Raw genomic sequence first — 18,660 nt, 5'->3', positions numbered from 1 at the left:
ATCGAGCTCCCGTGTTCCTCCGCTCCCTGACACTGTCCGGTTTCAAGTCGTTCGCCGAGACCACCACGCTCACGTTCGAACCAGGCGTCACCGTGGTGGTGGGTCCGAACGGCAGCGGTAAGTCGAACGTTGTTGATGGCATCGCCTGGGTGCTGGGCGCTCAAGGGCCGCGCACGTTGCGAGGCCAGCGGATGGACGACGTCGTCTTCGCCGGCACCGATCGCCGTGTGGCGCTTGGTCGAGCGCAGGTCACTCTGGTCATCGACAACGAATCGCAGACATTGCCGACCCCCACAGCAGAGGTAGCCATCACCCGAACGCTCTTCCGCTCCGGCGACTCCGAGTACGCACTCAACGGGACGCCCTGCCGGCTTCTCGACCTGCAGGAACTGCTGAACGATGCTGGCGTCGGGCGCCAGCAGCACATCATCGTGGCCCAAGATCAGATCACCCAGGTGCTCGCAGCTCGGCCGCAAGATCGGCGCGCGCTCATCGAGGAGGCCGCGGGCGTGCTCAAGTTCCGCCGCCGCAAGGAGCGGGCAGAGCGGCGGCTGGAGGGCACCGAGGCAAATGTGACGCGCCTCGTCGACCTGCAGCGCGAACTCCGCCGCCAGCTGCGACCGCTCGAACGCCAGGCAGAGGCCGCTCGCCGGCACCGAGAGCTCAGCGCGGAACTGTCTGACCTTCAGCTGTACAACGCTGGGCGCGAGCTGGCGGCGCATCAGCAGACGCAGAGTGCCTCTGATGCTCGACGGGCCGAATTCGCGGCGCAGCAGGAAGCCGCTGCTGCGTCGATCAGCGACGTCGACGGTGCGATCGGCAACGCGCAGTCGCAGCTCGCACAACTGACCTCAGAACCAGCGGACCGGCTCTCGCGTGTGGCATCGCTGTCTGAACGGGCACGCGGCCTCATCGGTCAGACCTACGAGCGGATGCGCTCGGTCGAGCGAGAGCGAAATGTGTTGCTCGATTCCGACGTGGTCGCAACGCTGACTGACGAGCACACTCGCATCTCCGCGGAGTTGGCAGACCTAGACGCGGTCGCTGAGGCGCCGTCGCAGGGCGGCAATGCGAGTGTCCCGACAGGCGAGCAAGCCGGCCAGACATCCGACACCTCCGAAGCGGCCGCTGAAGAAGCGGATCTGGCAGTCGCCGAGGCCGAGACAGGCGTGGCAGTAGCCGCCGAGGCGGTGGGGACCGCAGACAAACGACAGCGCGAGGTGGCGGAGGAGTTGCAGCGCTGGATCGGGCGATCCGAGGCCTTGACCTCCGCAGTGGAAACGGCGCAGGCCCAGTCCGGCATCGCAGCGCTGAATGACGTTGCGGGCCTATTGGGCGTGCTCGCCGACCTCGTGACCATCGACGAGGGCTGGGAAGCTGCCGCCGAAGCTGGCGCGGACGGCGCATTGGGCGCTGTGGTTGTGAGAGATGACACCGCAGCGGCTGATGCACTCGCCGCGCTTGCCGAGGCCGGTGTGAGCGGGTCGGTGGTCTCGCTCATCGGCGTGGGGGCCCACGGCCTCTCGTCCCAGCCTGGCGGCGAACCGCCATCGGGGGCAGGAATGGAGCTTGTTCGGCCGCACGTTCACGTGAGACCTGACGCTCCCGAGTGGAGCCGTCCCGGCTTGGAAACGCTGCTTGACGAGGTGATGGGTTCAGCAGTGCGTGTTCGGGGCGGCTGGGCCAGCGCATTCGAACGCGCAACGCTCGATCGAGACGCAGTATTCGTCACGGCCGGCGGTGACCGGTTCGGGCCAGGTCGTTGGCGGATCGGCAGTGCGGGACCGGCAGCGGCCGCCGCCGCGCTCGACGAGACGCGCGAGCACATCAACGAGCTGAAGCGCCAGCACCAGCTGGCCGCCGAGGCGTGGACTTCAACACACCAGGCGCACCGGAAGGCACTCGATGAGCTCCGAGGCGTCCAGCGCTCGGCCGATGTGCTGCAACGGCAGGTCGCAGCTGCTGCAGCCCGGCGGGCCGCGCAGTCCCAGGCGCGTGAGGCTCGGGCCGAGTCCCAGCTGCAGCGCCGATCGGGCCTTGAGCAACGACTCCGGGCGATCACGGAGCGGCTGGCTGGCCATGAGAGCTCTCACGCGGCTGCCGGGGCCCGGCTGGCGCGCGCTGAGGCCATCGTGGCGGCGTTGGATCAGCTTGCGCTGCTGCTGTCGGAGCGGCGCCAGCGACTCGACGCTGAGTTCAAGCGCTTGCGAGCACGCCACGACGCGCGCACGGAGTTGGTGCGTCAGCTGTCGGACCGCCTCGAAGCGCTCCGGCACGAGCGCGACGCCGCGTCTGCACGCCAGGAGCAACTTCGCACGGAGTTGGCAGCCCTTGACGTGTCCGATGCCGAGCGGCGAACCAAGCGAGACGCCCTGGTTTCGGTGCTGCGTGCGGATCTTGCTGCGGACCCGGCAGCGGCGCTCGCAGCACCACCCCCGCCGCTGCCGCAAGGCGTCAGTGCTCGGGCCCACGAGCGGGCATTGCGTGCCGACCTCAATCGCCTCGGGCCGGTGAACCCCCTGGCGTTGTCCGAGTATGAGGCCGCCTCCGAGCGTTTCGAGTTCGTGGCCGCCCAGCTCGCTGACGTGCGCAACAGCCGGCGCGAGCTGCACAAGGTGATTCGTGCCATCGACGCCGAGATCGTGGCGACGTTTGCGACCGCATTCGAAGATGTCGCTCGGAACTTCGCCGAGTTGTTCGGCACCCTGTTTCCCGGTGGGGTCGGCAAGCTCTCGTTGACCGAGCCCTCCGAGCTCCTCACGTGCGGTGTGGAGCTTGACGTTCGGCCTGCCGGCAAGCGCATTGGCCGCTTGTCGCTGCTGTCGGGCGGCGAACGCTCGCTGGTCGCCTTGGCGTACCTCTTTGCGGTGTTCCGCAGCCGTCCGTCGCCTTTCTACGTCCTCGACGAGGTCGAAGCAGCTCTCGATGACGTCAACCTGCAGCGTTTCCTGGATCTCGTGGCGGAATTCCGGCGTGAGTCACAGCTCATCATCGTGAGCCATCAACGTCGCACCATGGAGTCGGCTGACGTCCTGTACGGAGTGTCGATGCCGCCGGGAGGCTCCAGCGTGGTCGTGTCGGAGCGGCCCGAGCGAGCAGCGGCGCTCATCGCCGCAGACGGGACCTCTGAGCTCGCAGAGCCCGCAACGACGCCTCGGTAGCCTGCCCGCCAGTGAGGACCACGGCAATCGGCAGCGCAGTCGCCACCATCGTCTTCTTGACTGCGATCGTTCTGATGTTCCAAGGCGACGCGATTACAGATTCGTACGGCATCGTTTTTCTCGCCTTCTTCGCAGGGATTGTCCTGCTGGCCTTGGTGCCGTTCGTGCATCGGGCAGTTCAGCGCCGCTGGGGTCGCACATCACGGCCCTTGCGCCCCTCGGCGGTACGGCCATCGGCCCGACCCGCAGATGTGCCGACAGCAGCGCCGGCACCGCATGATGAGTCCGTTGCGACAGTCGACGCTGAGCCAGAGCGTCCCGGGGTCACCTTTGCCTCGGGTCTGGCTTCGTCCCGCCGGTCGCTGCGTGATCGGCTGGCTTCGATCCGCGGACGGCGGCCCGACGGCGACACCTGGGAGGTACTCGAGGAGGCCTTGCTAGGGGCCGACGTGGGCGTAGCGACCACCATGGCGACGCTGGAGCGCCTGCGCAGCACCGCTGCCGATCTGGGCATCGTTGACTCTGGGGAACTGGTACTCGCGCTCGGGGATCAGATGCGCGCATGCCTGGATGCGGACCGTTCGCTCGCCGTGTCGGCCCCAGGGCGCGAAGGCGCGACGCCGGTCTGGCTGTTCGTGGGAGTCAACGGCGTGGGCAAGACCACCACGATCGGCAAAGTAGGCGCCAGGTTCTCCGAGGAAGGCCGGAGTGTCGTGATGGCCGCCGGCGACACGTTCCGCGCCGCAGCCACCTCCCAGTTGCAGACATGGGCTGATCGGTGCGGGGCTGAGCTGGTCTCAGGCAGCTCAGGCGCAGACCCCAGCTCCGTCGTGCACGATGCCATCACCGCCGCGGCGGCCCGCGATGCGGACGTGGTCCTCGCCGACACTGCCGGTCGGCTGCAGAACCGCAAGAACCTCATGGACGAGCTGGCCAAGGTGCGCCGAGTCGCAGATCGGGAGCCTGGCGCGGTCGCCGAGACACTGCTGGTGATCGATGCGACCACCGGACAGAACGGCTTGAGCCAAGCACGAGCCTTTGCCGAGGCCACCGACGTCACCGGCGTCGTGCTCACCAAGCTGGACGGTTCGGCGAAAGGCGGGATCGTCTTCGCCATCGAAGCCGAGCTGGGACTGCCGGTAAAGCTGGTGGGCCTCGGTGAGGGCGCGCACGATCTCATCGACTTCGACCCCCACAGCTACGTCGATGCACTGCTCCCCGCCAGCCCGCAATCAGCCTCCCCGCAATCAGCATCCTGGGAGGAGGACTGAGCGATGTTTGACACGCTGACTGACCGCCTGTCCGGCACCCTTCGGGCGCTGCACAGTCGCGGGCGGATGCGCCCCGCCGACGTCGACGAGGCATTGGCCGAGATCCGGTTGGCGCTGCTCGAAGCCGACGTGAACGTTCGGGTGGTGCGCCGCTTCGTAGAACGGGTCCGCGAGCGCAGCGTCGGCGGCGAGGTCACGGCCAGCCTCACGCCCGGCCAGCAGGTCACCAAGATCGTCAACGACGAGCTCATCGACATCTTGGGCGGCAGCCCGCTCAACGTCCAGTTCGCTTCGAAGCCGCCGACGGTCGTGCTGCTGGCTGGGCTTCAGGGCTCTGGCAAGACGACCGCGGCTGCCAAGTTGGCCCAGTGGTGCAAGTCCCAGGGCCGAAACCCGCTGCTGGTCGGAGCCGACCTGCAGCGTCCGGCAGCGGTCGAGCAGCTGCGGACGCTCGCCCGCAGCATCGATGTGGAGGTATGGAGCGAACCGGGTGACCCTGTCGCCTGCGCGGCCGGGGGCCTGGCACACGCCCGGCAGGCCGGCCGCGATGTGCTCATCGTCGACACGGCGGGTCGGCTGGCGATCGACGTCGAGCTGATGTCCGAGGTGGCCCGCATCTCCGACGCTGTCGAACCCCACTACACGTTCCTCATCGTCGACTCGATGGTGGGCCAGGACGCTGTTGCGACCGCCGAGGCGTTCCACGCCACGCTCGAAGTCGACGGGATCATCCTGACCAAGCTCGACGGCGATGCTCGTGGCGGAGCGGCGCTGTCGGTCGCCGAGGTCGTCGGCCGTCCGGTGGCGTTTGCCTCAGTCGGCGAGAAGATCGACGACTTCGAACAGTTCCATCCAGATCGGATGGCGAGCCGGATTCTCGGGATGGGCGACGTGCTCACGCTCATCGAGAAGGCCGAGCAGGTCTACGAAGAAGAAGAGGCGACTGCGGCAGCGCAACGTCTCGCCGAAGGCACATTCACACTCGACGACTTCGTGGATCAGCTCAGGCAGCTTCGCAAGATGGGCAGCTTGCAGAGCATCGTGCAGATGATGCCAGGCATCTCCGACCAGGTCCGCGATGCCGAGATCGACGACGATCGGATCGACACCGCCGAGGCCATCGTGCTGTCGATGACGCCAGCCGAGCGAGTGTCGCCGGAGATCATCGACGCTTCTCGCCGGGCTCGCATCGCTGCAGGCAGCGGCACGTCGTCGGCACAGGTTTCCAACCTGCTCAAGCAGTTCACCCAGATGCGCAAGATGATGGGCGGCATGATGGGGATGGGCTCGAAGCGACGTCCAGCGAGCCGCAAGGCCGCCCGCAAGCGAGGGCGTGGTCCGACCCGATCTGGCGGCAGCTCCCGCACCGGGGGCGGAGGACGCGTGTCGCCGAAGGGTTCGCCGTCGCCCGGCAAGCTCGACACGAAGCCCGCACTCGAGGACATCGACTGGGATGCGCTGGACCTGAAGCTGCCCGGCCGCTGAGCGCCGACGGTCGCTGCGTCCTTTGCGGGTTCGACGATCAAGGGGTTGCGAGGCGATGCCCCGTTAGGCTCAGCCGTCGGCGCGGCAGCCCATCGGTTCACCAAACCCCATGTGTCATGCCTCATGTGCCGGTTCGCCCGCCCCACAACGAGCCCCCTTTCGAAATCACCCAACCGGGAGCAACATGGCCGTACGTCTGCGCCTCAAGCGCACCGGCAAGAAGAAGCAGCCCAGCTACCGCGTCGTCGCTGTCGACAGTCGCAAGCCTCGTGACGGACGTGTGCTGGAGGTCATCGGAACGTACGACCCGCGGCAGGAGCCCTCTGCGATCTCGATCGTCAATGAGCGCGCTGTCCACTGGCTCAACCACGGGGCCCAGCCGAGCGAAACGGTCTCCAAGCTGCTGACGATTTCCGGCGCGTGGGACGAATTCCGCTCTCCGGGTTCACCCCAGCCCGCCGACGTGGCCACAGAATCGGCCCCTGAAGCTCCCGCGCCGCCGCCGGAGCCCGACCTGGTGCTCGACAGCCCAGAGCCCAGTGCAGAAGTCCCCCCACAAGATGGGGCGACAGAAGACTCGGGCGAACCTGCGGCGTCTGAGCCGAAGACACCCGAACCTGGGGAGGTCCAGTGACCGAGGCCCACACCACCGCAGACACCGAGACCACCACCGCCGAAGAGGTCCTGCTGTACCTCATTGCCCAGCTCGTCGAGCATCCCGACCAGGTCGAAGTCGAGATTGCCGAGTCGGGATCGAAATTGAGCCTGACGGCAACCGTGAGCTCAGAGGACATCGGTCGGGTCATCGGCAAGCGAGGACGCGTCGCGAACGCCATCCGCACGCTGGTGCGCGCCGCAGCCCACCGCGATGGCGTCCAGGTCGAAGTCGACTTCCGGGACTGATTCCCGCCGTCCGGAGGCTGAGCCGCAGGGCGAAGCCGTGGCCCGAGCGGCCCGTGAGCGCAGCGAACAAGAGCGGGAGACGACAGGTACGGAAGCAGGCAGGCTCGTCAGTCCGCGCATCCGTCCGGCAGACTTGCTGGAGATCGCAACTATCGGACGCGCACACGGATTGCGCGGCGAGGTTGCCGTGCACCCGGTCACCAACCGATTCGAGCGTTTCGACGTCGGTTCGACGCTCGTGACCGCCGCTGGCGAGCGAGTGGTGTCGGGCGCCCGCCGTGACGGCAACCGTTGGCTGGTGAGCTTCGACGGCATCGTTGACCGTGATGGCGCGGCGGCGCTGACAGGCACGACGTTGTTCGCCGAGCCGCTGGATGATCCTGACGAGCTGTGGGTGCATGAGCTGTGCGGCAGCTCAGTCATCGATCAGCACGGATACGACGCCGGCGTGGTCGCGAGCGTGGTGGCAAATCCGGCCGCGGACCTGCTCGAGCTCGACACGGGCCACCTCGTGCCGCTGACATTCGTCGTGCGCTGCGAGCCCGGCACGGTCCATGTGGAGGTGCCCGATGGGCTCTTCGAGCTCGATCGACACTGAGCCCGCTCCGGCACCCAGTCCCGCCACTGGGCTGCGCATCGACGTCTTCTCGATCTTCGCTGCCGAGCTCGACGCAATGTGCCAGCTGAGCGTGCTGGGTCGGGCCCGCACCGAAGGACTGCTGGATATCCGCTGCAGGGATCTGCGAATGGCGACCACTGACGCCCACCGCACGGTTGACGATGCTCCATTCGGGGGGGGCCCGGGCATGATCCTGATGCCCGAACCCGTCTTCGCTGCCGTCGAGACGGTCTCGCCGCCGCGGCCGTTGTTGCTGCTTGATGCCGGTGGCCGGCGATTCGATCAACCCATGGCCTCCGAATTGGCGGCATCGGGCGGATTCAGCTTGCTGTGCGGCCGCTACGAGGGAGTTGACGAGCGCATCCGCACCGACCTCGTGGACGGCTCGATCTCCGTCGGCGATGTCGTGCTGGCAGGCGGCGAATTCGCAGCCATGATCGTCGTCGAGGCCGTTGGGAGGTTGGTGCCCGGCGTGCTCGGCAATGCGGCTTCCAGCGCGGACGAGAGTTTTGCCGCGGGTCTGCTGGAGTATCCCCATTGGACCCGTCCTGCGTCGTTCCGCGGGCTCGAGGCGCCCGAAGTGCTGCGCAGCGGCGACCACGCCCGGGTCCGTCGCTGGCGCCAAGCCATGGCGCTCGTCCGAACCGCACGCGAGCGCCCCGACCTGCTGGCGGTGCGGGGCGTGAGCGACCTCGACCGGGAGCTCCTCGCTGAGTTCGACCTGGAGCTCGGAGAATCCGGCTGAAGTCATTGCGGCTGTCACGGCACATCTCTGCGGCAATCCGGCGATGGACCACTAGCCTCCAGTGATCGTCGTCACGCCTGTCACGGGAGTCGGATCGCTATGGGAAGCACCGATCTGGTCGACCAGGCTCGTCTTCGCGACGATCATCCTGACTTTGGCCCCGGTGACACGGTGCGCGTCCACGTGCGGGTCGTCGAGGGCAACCGGCAGCGAACCCAGGTGTTCGAGGGCTATGTGATCGCCCGCCATTCGTCGGGCATCAGCGAGACGTTCACGGTACGCAAGCTCAGCTTCGGCGTGGGGGTCGAGCGGACATTTCCGCTGCACGCTCCCACCATTGCCAAGATCGAGCGCGTGGCCGTGGGCGATGTGCGCAGGGCGAAGCTCTACTACTTGCGCGATCGCGTCGGCAAGGCAGCCCGGATTCCCGAGAAGCGCTTCTAGCGGGCCAGCTTCGGTCGCGCTGGCGGGGGCTGGGCGCGATGCGCGTATGACCGCTCGGCGTCAAGCGCTTGGCCGCTACGGCGAGGATCTTGTCGAGCGCTGGTACATCGAGCGTGGGTACCGCGTGCTGGACCGAAATTGGCGTTGCCCCGCAGGCGAGTTGGATCTTGTCGTCACCGACGGGACACAGCTGGTGGTCTGCGAGGTGAAGACTCGCTCAAGCGATCGCTTCGGGACGGGCTTTGAGGCGATCACTGCTCGCAAGCAGCAGCAAGTCCGGCGCCTCGCCGCGCACTATGTGCGCCAGCGCGGCGGCTGGAAAGGGCCGGTGCGTTTCGACGCAGCCGCGGTCATGGGTCGCAACGTCGAGGTGCTCAGCGGGGCGTTCTGACAGCCAGGGCGTTCAGCCCACCGGCCGTCGCCGGCCCCGGGCCTGCCAGCATCCCCAATGCCAGTGGCGTCGCAGATCAGGGTTGTCGGTCGGCACTGCGACCACGTGACCCACACCAGCCTCGATGCTGTGGGCGCAGCCTCCGCAGAGATACCGCTTGGTTGCCTCATACGGCTGCACCCGGCGCACTTCGAAGCCCGGTACTGGCTCAAGCTTGCGCATCTGAGACCTCAGCCCAACAACGCCCACAGCACCAGGCCGGCCGCCGCGATCGCAGCTGCGGCCAGGAGCACGTAGTCGAGTCGTGTCGTGCGGTGCTCGCGATACGGGTTGTAGCCCATGAGAGCAGTATCGCCCTCCAAGCGCGGCATCGGCGTGGCGCAGACCGGCAGAAAACCCTTCCTTGGGATGCGCGAGCGTGATCTACGGTCCCGGAGAGGTCCATGCGGCAGCGAGCAACACGACCACGCTGGCGCACCACAGGCCAACTCGATCGTGGCCCCGAGCGGGCTTCCCCGTCAACGCTGGACAGCGCCCTGTGTGGTTGCGTCCGGTCCGAACTGCCGGAGGAGACCCATGCTGGCTACTGCAACGGCCGCGACGCTTGTCGGTGTCGACGGTCATGTTGTCACCGTCGAGGTGCACGTTTCCAACGGTCTGCCGTCGTTCACCATCGTCGGTCTCCCTGACGCAGCGTGCCGTGAGGCCCGGGACCGGGTCCGGGCCGCCGTGCTCTCGTCGGGACTCGATTGGCCCGACAGGCGCGTCACGTTGAACCTGGCACCGTCGGGTCTGCGCAAGGGCGGCGCCGTCTTGGACCTGGCGATGGCCATCGCAGTATTGGCCGTCACCGAGCAGCTTCCGGCCGAGTCGCTACGCGGCAAAGCGTTCTTGGGCGAATTGGGTCTCGACGGTGTCATCCGGGGCGGGGTGGGCGTGCTGCCGCTTGTCGACGCGCTTCGTGACCGGGCCGTCGTCGTCGCGTCCGAGTCGTATCACCTTGCTCTCGCTGCGAGTCCTCGCGATGTCCACGCTGTTCAAACGCTGCGCCAGCTGGCCTCAGTGCTCGCGGGCCGCGCGCCGTGGCCAGATCCGCCGCCCGATCCGCCCCAACCGCCCGCAGTGCCAGTACCTGATCTCGGTGACGTGATCGGCCAGCCACTCGCCCGCCGAGCCGTCGAGGTTGCCGCTGCTGGCGGTCACCACCTGCTCATGCTGGGACCACCCGGTGCAGGCAAGACCATGCTGGCTCGACGGCTCGTGGGTCTGCTGCCTGAGCTCAGCCGCCAGTTCGCGATGGAGGCGACGCGGGTCCAATCGGCCGCTGGCTTGCCGTTGCCGACGGGCCTCGCGACCCGCCCCGTACTTCGCAGCCCGCATCACACCGCCACCGTGACTGCACTCATCGGCGGCGGCTCGACGGCCATTCGCCCGGGAGAAATCTCGCTGGCCCATCGCGGCGTGCTGTTCCTCGATGAGCTGGGAGAGTTCGCACCGAGTGTGCTCGACGCCATGCGCCAACCACTCGAAGAGGGTGTTGTGCGGGTCAGTCGCGCGTCGGGGGCCTGCACCTTTCCCGCCCGGTTCTTGTTGGTGGCTGCCATGAACCCATGCCCGTGCGGGCAAGCCGGCCGCCCCGATTCCTGTCGATGCTCCGACCATGCCCGGCTGCGGTACCTGCGCCGGCTGTCAGGGCCGCTGCTCGATCGCTTTGACCTTCGTGTTCAAGTTCAGCGTCCCGAACCCGATCAGCTGCTCGACGGCGCTCGTGGCGAATCCACCGCGGCGGTCGGCGCACGGGTAACGGCGGCACGTGCCCGGGCCGCTGGCCGCGGCGTGGCGACGAACGTCGAGCTGACCTCCCAGCAGCTGGAGCGTCACGCCCCGATCACCGCGGCCGCCCGCCGCGAACTGCGAATGCGCTTGGCCACCGGACTGCTCAGTGGCCGGGGATTGCACCGTGTCCGTTGCGTCGCCATGACGTTGTGCGACCTCGACGGCGACGAGCCGGTCATCGACGCTGAACGCTTGAACGAAGCACTAGCGCTGCGTGCGAGCGTCAGAGGCCTGCACGTTCCCGCGGCAGCTACATGAACCTTGAATCGAGTGATGCCGGCGAGCGGTCAGAGTTCGGAGCGCTGCTCGAATTGTGCTCCTTGCCCCGAATTGGACCGGCGCGCCTACGGGCCCTGCTCGGTGACCGCGCTGCACTCGATGCTGTCGAGGACTTGCGCTGCGGTCGGGCTGCAACGGTTGCCGCGCTGAGCGCTTGCCGGGGCGTGGACGCAACGTTGATCGCGACGTGGCAGCGGCACGCAGCCGCAGCGCTTGACCGAGCTGCACGCGGCGAGCGGCCGATCGGGGCGGACTTGCTCGAAGCGCACACGAGAGCGGGTGTCTGGCTGCACGTTCCCCACAGTCACGGCACTGCCGAGCTGTGGCAATCGGAGCCCGAGCCTCCAGCGGTGCTGTTCGGGCAGGGAGCGCCGCTAGAGCCGGGCCCCAGGCGGGTCGGCATTGTCGGTACGCGTCGCTGCAGCGCATACGGCCGCACCGTGGCACAGCTGCTCGGGACGGGCCTGGCTGCCCATGGGGTAGCGGTGGTGTCAGGTCTTGCCACTGGCATAGATGGCATCGCGCAGCGTGCCGCGCTGGATGCGGGCGGTCCTGTCATCGGTGTCGTTGGCAGCGGTCTGGATTGCGTGTACCCGGCCGCCAACCGGACGCTGTGGGCGGATGTCGCGCAGAACGGAACGCTGCTCAGCGAGTATCCGCTCGGCACTCCGGCCGTGCAGTGGCATTTTCCCGCTCGCAATCGCATCGTGGCTGCGCTGAGCGAGGTACTGGTCGTGGTCGAATCGGGTGCCTCGGGCGGCTCGATGTACACCGTCGACGCTGCTGTTGAGCAAGATCGGCCCGTGATGGCGGTGCCCGGGCCGATCACCAGCGCGACGTCAGTCGGCACGAACCGTCTGCTCGCGGACGGATGTGCGCCCGTGTGCGACGTGTCCGATGTCCTGCTGGCTCTGGGAGAGCACGCTGGCTCTCCGGCCGGGGCTGCCGTGCCCGAAGCACCCGAAGACAATCTCGGCCGTCAGGTTCTGGACGAGCTGATCGGCGGACCCCGCTCGGTCGATGAGCTGGCGTTGCGAGTCGAAGCGACGCTGGCGGAACTGGCATCTTCGCTCGGCCGGCTGCAGCTCTCAGGCTGGGTCACCGAGACGGGCGGATGGTGGGAGAAGTCCAGATGAGATATCCGCATCGCCGCGATCGCGCTTGCGAAGGGGCGGGCACTCCTCGGTACTGTGGATCTGGTGGACCTAGCGCCCCCGGAGTGGCGAGTCGGAGAATTCTTGCTGTCGCTCACTGCGGCATCGGAGTCCACCAAGCGCGCGTATCGGACCGATCTTTGCCAATTCGCCGATTGGGCCTCCCGAGCCGGCCACGGCAATCCAGGCGACATCAACCGGCGTTGGCTTCGGCGTTACGTCGCGTTTCTGACGGTTCGCGGGCTGTCGCGACGGTCCGTGGCCCGCAAGGCATCGGCGTTGAGGCGCTACTACGGCTGGCTGGTGCGCGACGGCGCGATCAACCTCGATCCGACGCTCGGGCTCGCCGCGCCCGCCGGCGCAGGACGCTTGCCGCGCGTGCTCGGCGCAGCCGAGGTGTCCGAGATGCTCGGCGACGGCACGGTGCCCGCAGACCCGACGGAGCTACGCGATCGGCTCGTGCTCGAGATGCTGTACGGCAGCGGCCTGCGGGTTGCCGAGCTGTGCCAGCTCGACCGCGGCGCCTTCCGGCCAGGCAACAGTCACATCGAGGTCATCGGCAAGGGTGCCAAGCATCGCCGTGTGCCGCTCAGCGAGCCGTCCGTGTCGCTGCTCGCAGCATGGAGGGACGGCGGCAGCGACGAATTCGATGCGCAGCGTCTGCGCAATCGAGCCGATCGCGACCCTGCTGCGCTGTTCGTGAACTTGCGCGGCAACCGGCTCGGTACACGCGACGTTCAGCGGATCTTGGATCGGCACTCCGCTGTGCCGACCCATCCGCACGCCTTGCGACACACCTACGCCACACACTTGCTCGACGGGGGAGCCGACTTGCGCGTCGTGCAGGAATTGCTCGGCCACCAGCGGCTCGCGACGACGCAGATCTATACCCACCTCAGCAGGGAACGACTGCGAGAGGTGTACGAGTCGGCGCACCCGCGCGCGTAGCTGTGGCGTTCGCTGCCGCGTGCGCGGCTGTCTTGGCCGCCGGAACCGCTCCGGCGTCAGCACAGGCTGAGCCGGCGCTGACCTACATCTGGCCCGTGCACGGGACCATCGTCGATCACTTCAGGCCGCCAGCGCACGAATACGGGCCGGGCAATCGCGGCCTCGAGTTTGCGACCCAGCCTGGCTCATCGTTCTGGGCAGCCGCACGCGGCGTTGTCAGCTTCGCAGGACCCGTGGGAGGCCGGTTGCACGTCACCGTGAGCCACCCTGATGGTTTGCGGGTCTCGTACTCCGGGGTTGCCGGCATCGGCGTCAAACGAGGTGAACGGGTGCATCAGGGACAGCTTCTCGGTACCACGGCCGACCGGCTCCACGTCGGCGTGCGCCGGGGCGAGGTCTACCTCGACCCAGTCCTGATCTTCGACGGTGACGCCAGCACAGGCGTGCGACCACCCCTCAGCCGTCCGAGGCTCGTGCCCGCGTCAACCTCGGTGTACCGGTTGCAACTGCGCTGGTTACACTCCGGCGCTGGCATTGCGGTGCTCTAAGGCCCAGTCGCCCGGAGGCCCAATCTTCGGGAGGCGCAGTCTCTTCGGGACCGCAGCACCACCACCTATTGACTGACCAGCCGGGGCGACCCTGCGGTCGCCGCTTCCCAAAGCGGCGTCGTCCTCGGCGCAGAGTTTCGAACCGTGGGGAGGAGAACCCATGTCCGCTGTCGTGACCATGTCCGACCTGCTCGCAGCCGGCGTCCATTTCGGCCACCAAACCCGTCGTTGGAATCCGAAGATGGAACGCTTCTTGTGGGGCGAGCGCAACGGCATCTACATCATCGATCTGCGGCAGACGCTGGATCTCCTCGAGAACGCCTACGCGTACGTACGCGACACCGTGGCGCAAGGTGGAACGATTCTGTTCGTCGGTACCAAGCGCCAAGCGCAGTATCCGATTCAGCGTCACGCCGACGCGTGCGGCATGCCGTACGTGAACCAGCGTTGGCTGGGCGGGATGCTGACCAACTTCCGCACCATCCGCGGTCGTGTCACCAAGATGCTCGAGTACGAGCGGATGCAGTCAGCCGGTGACTTCAACAACATGCCGAAGAAGGAAGCCCTCCTCCACACCCGCGAACTCACCAAGCTGCAACGCAACCTGCACGGCATACGGGACATGGACAAACTGCCTGATGCCGTTTTCGTGCTCGATACGCCGAAGGAATACATCGCAGTTGCCGAGGCCGTCCGGCTGAAGCTGCCAGTGGTGGCCGTTGCCGACTCGAACTCCGATCCCGACCCGATCACCTACGTTATCCCGGGCAACGACGACGCCATCCGCTCGACCGAACTGTTGTGCCGGGTCATGGCAGATGCCGCCCGGGAAGGTCGGTACATGGCCGAGCGCAGCGGTGTGGCAGTGGCCCCAGCAGGGGAGCGTTCGCCAACCGAAGAAGCGCGCATCGCCGCGCAGCAGGCCGAGGCACAACGTGCGGCAATGGCCGAGGCTGCTGCGCGCGAAGCACGTATCGCTGCCGACCAAGCCGCCAAGGCGGCTGCCGCCGCGGCGGTTCCTGACATGCGCTCCGCGGAGGCTCCTGCTGCATCCCCCGATGCCGGCAGCGACGACGAGTCCTCCGATGACGCTGCGGAGACCCTTGAGGTCGAGCCTGCCGAACAGCCTGCCGAACAGCCTGCCGCTGAGACTGGCGAATCCGAAACCGTCACCGCGTCAACCCGAACGCAAGGAGCCAGCTGACATGGCTGCGTTCACCGCGAAGGATGTCCAGGCCTTGCGCCAGGCCACCGGCGCCGGGATGATGGATGCAAAGAACGCGCTGACCCGATGCGACGGGAACGCCGAGGCCGCGGCCCAATGGCTGCGTGAGAACGGCATCGCCAAGTCCGCGGCGCGAGCCGGTCGCGACAACAGCGAGGGCGTCGTGGTGGCACGCGTGGTCCCCAATGGCAACGGCCCGGTTGGTGCCCTCGTCGAATTGCGCTGCGAGACAGATTTCGTGGCCAAGTCCGATGGGTTCTTGTCGATGGCAGATCAGCTGCTGAGCGATGTGATCACGGGCGGCCCGTCAGCCGCTGCCGATGCGGCCGGAGCCATCGACGACCTCAAGATCACGCTCAAGGAAAACATTGCTATCGGCTCGGTCGAGCACTTCGAGGCACCAGCCGGTTCGTGTATCGACGCCTACGTCCACCAGCAGAACGGCCGTGGCGTCAATGCTGTACTCGTGGAACTCGACGGAGCGACCCCCGAAGTTGCCCACGACGTTGCGCTGCACATCGCCAGCAGCCGCCCCACCTATATCCGGCGCTCGGATGTACCTGCGGACGTGCTTGACCGCGAGCGGGCCACGTTCGAGGCCATCAGCCGGAATGAGGGCAAGCCGGAGGCGGCACTGGGAAAGATCGTCGAAGGCCGTCTGACGGGCTATCTGCGCGAGCACACGCTCATGGAGCAGAAGTTCGTGAAGGACGAGAAACGATCGGTAGCCGACGTCGTCGGGTCGGCAACCGTGACGCGTTTCGTACAGGTCGAGATCGGCCGCTGAGCGCTCCGGTGGCTGCGGCTGTGTCTGACGAGCCGCAGAGGCCCCGTCGTTGGGAAGGCCCGCCGAAGTGGAAGCGGGTGGTGCTGAAGCTGTCTGGCGAAGCTTTGGCTGAACCTGGGGGTCACAACGTGAGCGCCTTGGTGGTCGACGCGCTGGCATCGGAGATTGCCGATGTGTCGGCCTCCTTGGAAGTCGATATCGCCGTCGTGGTCGGGGGCGGCAACATCTGGCGTGGCATGGCAGGCTCGATTGGCGGCATGGACCGCGCCCAGTCTGACTACATGGGCATGCTCGCCACCGTCATCAATGCGCTCGCGCTGCAAGATGCCCTCGAGCGGCGGGAGGTGCCCACCCGGGTGATGACCGCCATCGGGATGGCTCAGATCGCAGAGCCGTACATCCGACGTCGCGCTGTGCGCCACCTGGAAAAGGGTCGCGTGGTGATCTTCGCGGCAGGTACCGGCAACCCGTTCTTCACGACCGATACCGCTGCGGCGCTGCGTGCCGCGGAAGTCGACGCCGATGTCGTGCTGAAGGGCACCCATTCGGGCGTCGACGGCGTTTATACGGCCGATCCGCAAACGGACCCCGACGCTCAGCTCCTCAGCGAGGTCACGTTTCTCGAAGTGCTCTCCCGGGAGCTGGCAGTGATGGACTCCGCAGCCATCGCCGTATGCAAGGACAACGCCACTCCCATCGTGGTCTTCGATCTGATGACGCGAGGGAACTTCCGCAGCGTCGTCGAAGGTGAAGCGTTGGGCACGCTGGTGCGTTGATCGGTTCAGCGGCTAACACTGGGCTTGTGAGTGACGGCGACACTCGAACGGGCCCCGGTACGCTGGTCAGGTGAGCGATTTCGCCGCCGAGATTTGCGGAGACGCTCGCCAGCGCATGCGCAGCGCCGTCGAACACACCCGCGGCAACTTCGGCACGGTCCGGACTGGCCGAGCAACGCCGGCGCTGGTCGAGAAGCTTCAGGTCGACTACTACGGCGCGGCCGTTCCACTGCAGCAGTTGGCGGGATTCTCGGTACCCGAGGCTCGCATGCTGGTCATCCAGCCCTTTGACCGCGTTGCGCTCGACGCCATCTCCAAAGCGGTCATGGAGTCTGACCTGGGCATCAACCCATCGAGTGACGGCCATGTTCTGCGCCTCCTCTTCCCCCCGCTGACAGAGGATCGACGCAAGGATCTGGTACGAGTGGTGAGACAGATGGCCGAAGACGGGCGCGTCGCGGTGCGCAATCTGCGTCGCAGCGCTCGCCACGATCTCGATACGCTCGAAAAGGAGAAGGAGATCTCCGCCGACCAGAAGCGCAGCTTCGAACAGGAGCTCGACGCCGACACCGCCAAGTTCGTCGGAGACATTGATCGGGCGTTGGACGCCAAGGAGCAAGAACTCCTCGAGGTGTGACCGAACAGGTGTGGATGTAGATGTCCGAGAGCAGCGAGCATCCGCCGGCGCACCCTGGTGGGGATCCGAGCGATCCAGCGGCTACTGATGATCCGCTGGGCTCGACCCGGCCGCTGGTGAACTTCGAGTCGACTGACCCTCCCGCGCCCCCAGATCCGGCTGAGCCTGCGGATCCGCCTGCGCCGGACTCTGGTGCCCCAGAGTCAGCGCGTCGCGGGGGTTCGCGACTGTTTCCGCAGCTGCCCGACGACCCGCGTCTCGCCGGCGAGACCCAAACGCCAACCGACGCACCCGATGCTGCTGGTTATGAGCCGTTGTTCGATTCCCCCGACGACGAGACAACTCCGCAGGTCCCGCAGGCCGACATCGAGCCGATTCCGGCCGAGATGCCACAAGACACCGGGACTGAGACCGCTGCCGCATCGGCGCCGGTCGCAACAGCGCCAGCCGTAAGCGAAGTACCGTCGGAGGCGGGCGCGGTGACATCTGAACCTGATCGCTTCGCTCAATGGGCCCGGCTCGATGCGTCGGCCTCGCACTGGCGCGAGGGGAGCCAGGACTACGAGGAGCGTGGAGTCGTGAGCGACGAAACCCGAACCGTCCTTCACAACGGCCCCTCTGATGCAGGCCGCAGCGGTCGCAACCTGCCCGCCGCCATCGTCGTCGGGTTGGTGCTGGCTGCGCTGTTCTTCGGCGCGCTTCGGCTCGGCGAGGCCGCCACCGTCGCGCTCGTCGTGATTGTCTTGGTGCTGGCTGCAGCGGAGTTCTACCGGGCCGCCCGGCCGCTTGGATACCGCCCAGCGACGCTGGCAGGACTCGCGGGCGTCGCTGGCCTCACCGTCGGGGTGCACCTGCGTGGCGTAGAGGCCTATCCGATCGTGCTGGCCGTGTCCGCCGTGACGATCTTCTGCTGGTTCTTGCTCGGCATCGAGCGGGATCATCCCACTGCGAACTTGGCAATTACCGCGCTCGGTCTGTTGTGGGTGGGCGGATTGGGCTCATTCGCTGCGCTGATCTTGCGCGAACCCAACGGCGACTCGATGCTGATCGGCGCCGTGATCGGGACCGCCGTGTACGACGTCGGCGGCTTTGTCATCGGCCGCACGACCGGCCAGAGCCGGCTTTCACCACGAATCAGCCCCAACAAGACCCACGAAGGGCTCATCGGGGGAATCGTGCTGTCGGTGGTGGTCACCACTGTGGTGCTGAACCGTTTTCCCGGGGTGTTCCCGTGGACCGGAAGCCTGCTTGATGCGTTGTGGCTGAGCCTCGCCATCGCGCTCGCAGCGCCGCTCGGGGATCTGGCGCAGTCGCTGGTCAAGCGCGATGTGGCCGTGAAGGACATGGGCAATCTGCTGCCCGGTCACGGCGGCGTTTTCGACCGCTTCGACGCGCTGCTGTTCGCATTGCCAGCGGCGTACTTCGTCGGCACATACGTGTTGGGATAGGCC

At 67.1% G+C, this 18,660-nt stretch carries 20 protein-coding genes; 18 read left to right on the top strand and 2 right to left on the bottom strand.

The annotated features are described in order from the left end of the window. The first annotated feature begins 11 nt into the window (after window positions 1–11). The 9 genes from ACOCMM_RS14505 to ACOCMM_RS14465 all read left to right on the top strand — a co-directional run bounded on the left by ACOCMM_RS14505 (window position 12) and on the right by ACOCMM_RS14465 (window position 9,019). A complete protein-coding gene (locus ACOCMM_RS14505) occupies window positions 12–3,161 on the top strand; it encodes a chromosome segregation SMC family protein (RefSeq protein ID WP_419553844.1) in 3,150 nt (1,049 codons plus the stop codon). An 11-nt stretch (window positions 3,162–3,172) separates the two neighbouring features. Continuing rightward, window positions 3,173–4,432, top strand: coding sequence for a signal recognition particle-docking protein FtsY (ftsY, locus tag ACOCMM_RS14500; protein WP_419553843.1), 1,260 nt, complete (start codon window positions 3,173–3,175; stop codon window positions 4,430–4,432). 3 nt (window positions 4,433–4,435) lie between these two features. Beyond that, window positions 4,436–5,917 (top strand): signal recognition particle protein, encoded by a 1,482-nt coding sequence (gene ffh / locus ACOCMM_RS14495; RefSeq protein ID WP_419553842.1) that lies wholly within the window; start codon window positions 4,436–4,438, stop codon window positions 5,915–5,917. Window positions 5,918–6,101: 184 nt separating this feature from the next. Continuing rightward, the gene (rpsP, locus tag ACOCMM_RS14490) at window positions 6,102–6,551 is read left to right on the top strand and encodes a 30S ribosomal protein S16 (RefSeq protein WP_419553841.1); all 450 of its coding nucleotides are present in this window, start codon (window positions 6,102–6,104) and stop codon (window positions 6,549–6,551) included. Next, window positions 6,548–6,820 carry a KH domain-containing protein gene (locus tag ACOCMM_RS14485; RefSeq protein WP_419553840.1) on the top strand — a complete coding sequence of 91 codons (273 nt, stop codon included), beginning with the start codon at window positions 6,548–6,550 and terminating at the stop codon, window positions 6,818–6,820. Before rpsP ends, ACOCMM_RS14485 begins: the two co-directional genes overlap by 4 nt. Window positions 6,821–6,857: 37 nt before the next feature. Further along, complete coding sequence (gene rimM / locus ACOCMM_RS14480; RefSeq protein WP_419553839.1) at window positions 6,858–7,418, top strand: ribosome maturation factor RimM; 561 nt, start codon at window positions 6,858–6,860, stop codon at window positions 7,416–7,418. Between the two features lie 31 nt (window positions 7,419–7,449). After that, a complete protein-coding gene (gene trmD, locus ACOCMM_RS14475; protein ID WP_419554891.1) occupies window positions 7,450–8,184 on the top strand; it encodes a tRNA (guanosine(37)-N1)-methyltransferase TrmD in 735 nt (244 codons plus the stop codon). A gap of 99 nt (window positions 8,185–8,283) precedes the next feature. Further along, window positions 8,284–8,628 carry a 50S ribosomal protein L19 gene (gene rplS / locus ACOCMM_RS14470; RefSeq protein WP_419553838.1) on the top strand — a complete coding sequence of 115 codons (345 nt, stop codon included), beginning with the start codon at window positions 8,284–8,286 and terminating at the stop codon, window positions 8,626–8,628. A gap of 46 nt (window positions 8,629–8,674) precedes the next feature. Further along, window positions 8,675–9,019, top strand: coding sequence for a YraN family protein (locus ACOCMM_RS14465; RefSeq protein WP_419553837.1), 345 nt, complete (start codon window positions 8,675–8,677; stop codon window positions 9,017–9,019). Window positions 9,020–9,031: 12 nt separating this feature from the next. Here the strand turns inward: ACOCMM_RS14465 and ACOCMM_RS14460 are convergent, their stop codons facing one another. Together ACOCMM_RS14460 and ACOCMM_RS14455 are read right to left on the bottom strand one after the other, a co-directional pair. Further along, entirely contained in the window at window positions 9,032–9,241 is a 210-nt protein-coding gene (locus ACOCMM_RS14460) for a hypothetical protein (RefSeq protein WP_419553836.1), read from the bottom strand. A gap of 8 nt (window positions 9,242–9,249) precedes the next feature. Beyond that, window positions 9,250–9,390: a hypothetical protein gene (locus ACOCMM_RS14455; protein WP_419553835.1), complete on the bottom strand. Its 141-nt coding sequence runs from the start codon at window positions 9,388–9,390 to the stop codon at window positions 9,250–9,252. A 205-nt stretch (window positions 9,391–9,595) separates the two neighbouring features. On the opposite strand from ACOCMM_RS14455, the gene ACOCMM_RS14450 reads away from it, so the two are divergent. The 9 genes from ACOCMM_RS14450 to ACOCMM_RS14410 all read left to right on the top strand — a co-directional run bounded on the left by ACOCMM_RS14450 (window position 9,596) and on the right by ACOCMM_RS14410 (window position 18,657). After that, complete coding sequence (locus ACOCMM_RS14450; protein ID WP_419553834.1) at window positions 9,596–11,113, top strand: YifB family Mg chelatase-like AAA ATPase; 1,518 nt, start codon at window positions 9,596–9,598, stop codon at window positions 11,111–11,113. Further along, on the top strand, window positions 11,110–12,270 hold the full coding sequence (gene dprA, locus ACOCMM_RS14445) for a DNA-processing protein DprA (RefSeq protein ID WP_419553833.1): 1,161 nt from the start codon (window positions 11,110–11,112) through the stop codon (window positions 12,268–12,270). Before ACOCMM_RS14450 ends, dprA begins: the two co-directional genes overlap by 4 nt. A gap of 63 nt (window positions 12,271–12,333) precedes the next feature. Next, window positions 12,334–13,236 (top strand): tyrosine-type recombinase/integrase, encoded by a 903-nt coding sequence (locus tag ACOCMM_RS14440; RefSeq protein ID WP_419553832.1) that lies wholly within the window; start codon window positions 12,334–12,336, stop codon window positions 13,234–13,236. Window positions 13,237–13,331: 95 nt separating this feature from the next. Next, a complete protein-coding gene (locus ACOCMM_RS14435; protein WP_419553831.1) occupies window positions 13,332–13,784 on the top strand; it encodes a murein hydrolase activator EnvC family protein in 453 nt (150 codons plus the stop codon). Window positions 13,785–13,944: 160 nt separating this feature from the next. Further along, window positions 13,945–14,988 (top strand): 30S ribosomal protein S2, encoded by a 1,044-nt coding sequence (gene rpsB / locus ACOCMM_RS14430; protein WP_419553830.1) that lies wholly within the window; start codon window positions 13,945–13,947, stop codon window positions 14,986–14,988. Window position 14,989: 1 nt separating this feature from the next. Then, entirely contained in the window at window positions 14,990–15,796 is an 807-nt protein-coding gene (gene tsf / locus ACOCMM_RS14425; RefSeq protein WP_419553829.1) for a translation elongation factor Ts, read from the top strand. 8 nt (window positions 15,797–15,804) lie between these two features. Next, a complete protein-coding gene (gene pyrH / locus ACOCMM_RS14420; RefSeq protein WP_419553828.1) occupies window positions 15,805–16,572 on the top strand; it encodes a UMP kinase in 768 nt (255 codons plus the stop codon). Between the two features lie 115 nt (window positions 16,573–16,687). Beyond that, the gene (gene frr / locus ACOCMM_RS14415) at window positions 16,688–17,209 is read left to right on the top strand and encodes a ribosome recycling factor (RefSeq protein WP_419554890.1); all 522 of its coding nucleotides are present in this window, start codon (window positions 16,688–16,690) and stop codon (window positions 17,207–17,209) included. A 20-nt stretch (window positions 17,210–17,229) separates the two neighbouring features. After that, window positions 17,230–18,657, top strand: a complete 1,428-nt coding sequence (locus ACOCMM_RS14410) for a phosphatidate cytidylyltransferase (RefSeq protein ID WP_419553827.1) — start codon at window positions 17,230–17,232, stop codon at window positions 18,655–18,657. The last annotated feature ends 3 nt before the right edge of the window (window positions 18,658–18,660 follow it).

The organism is Candidatus Poriferisodalis sp., assembly GCF_965198245.1.
Taxonomy (GTDB): Bacteria; Actinomycetota; Acidimicrobiia; order Acidimicrobiales; family Poriferisodalaceae; genus Poriferisodalis.
Note: the sequence above shows the minus strand (reverse complement) of the source record. Positions and strands in the feature narration are given on the sequence as shown.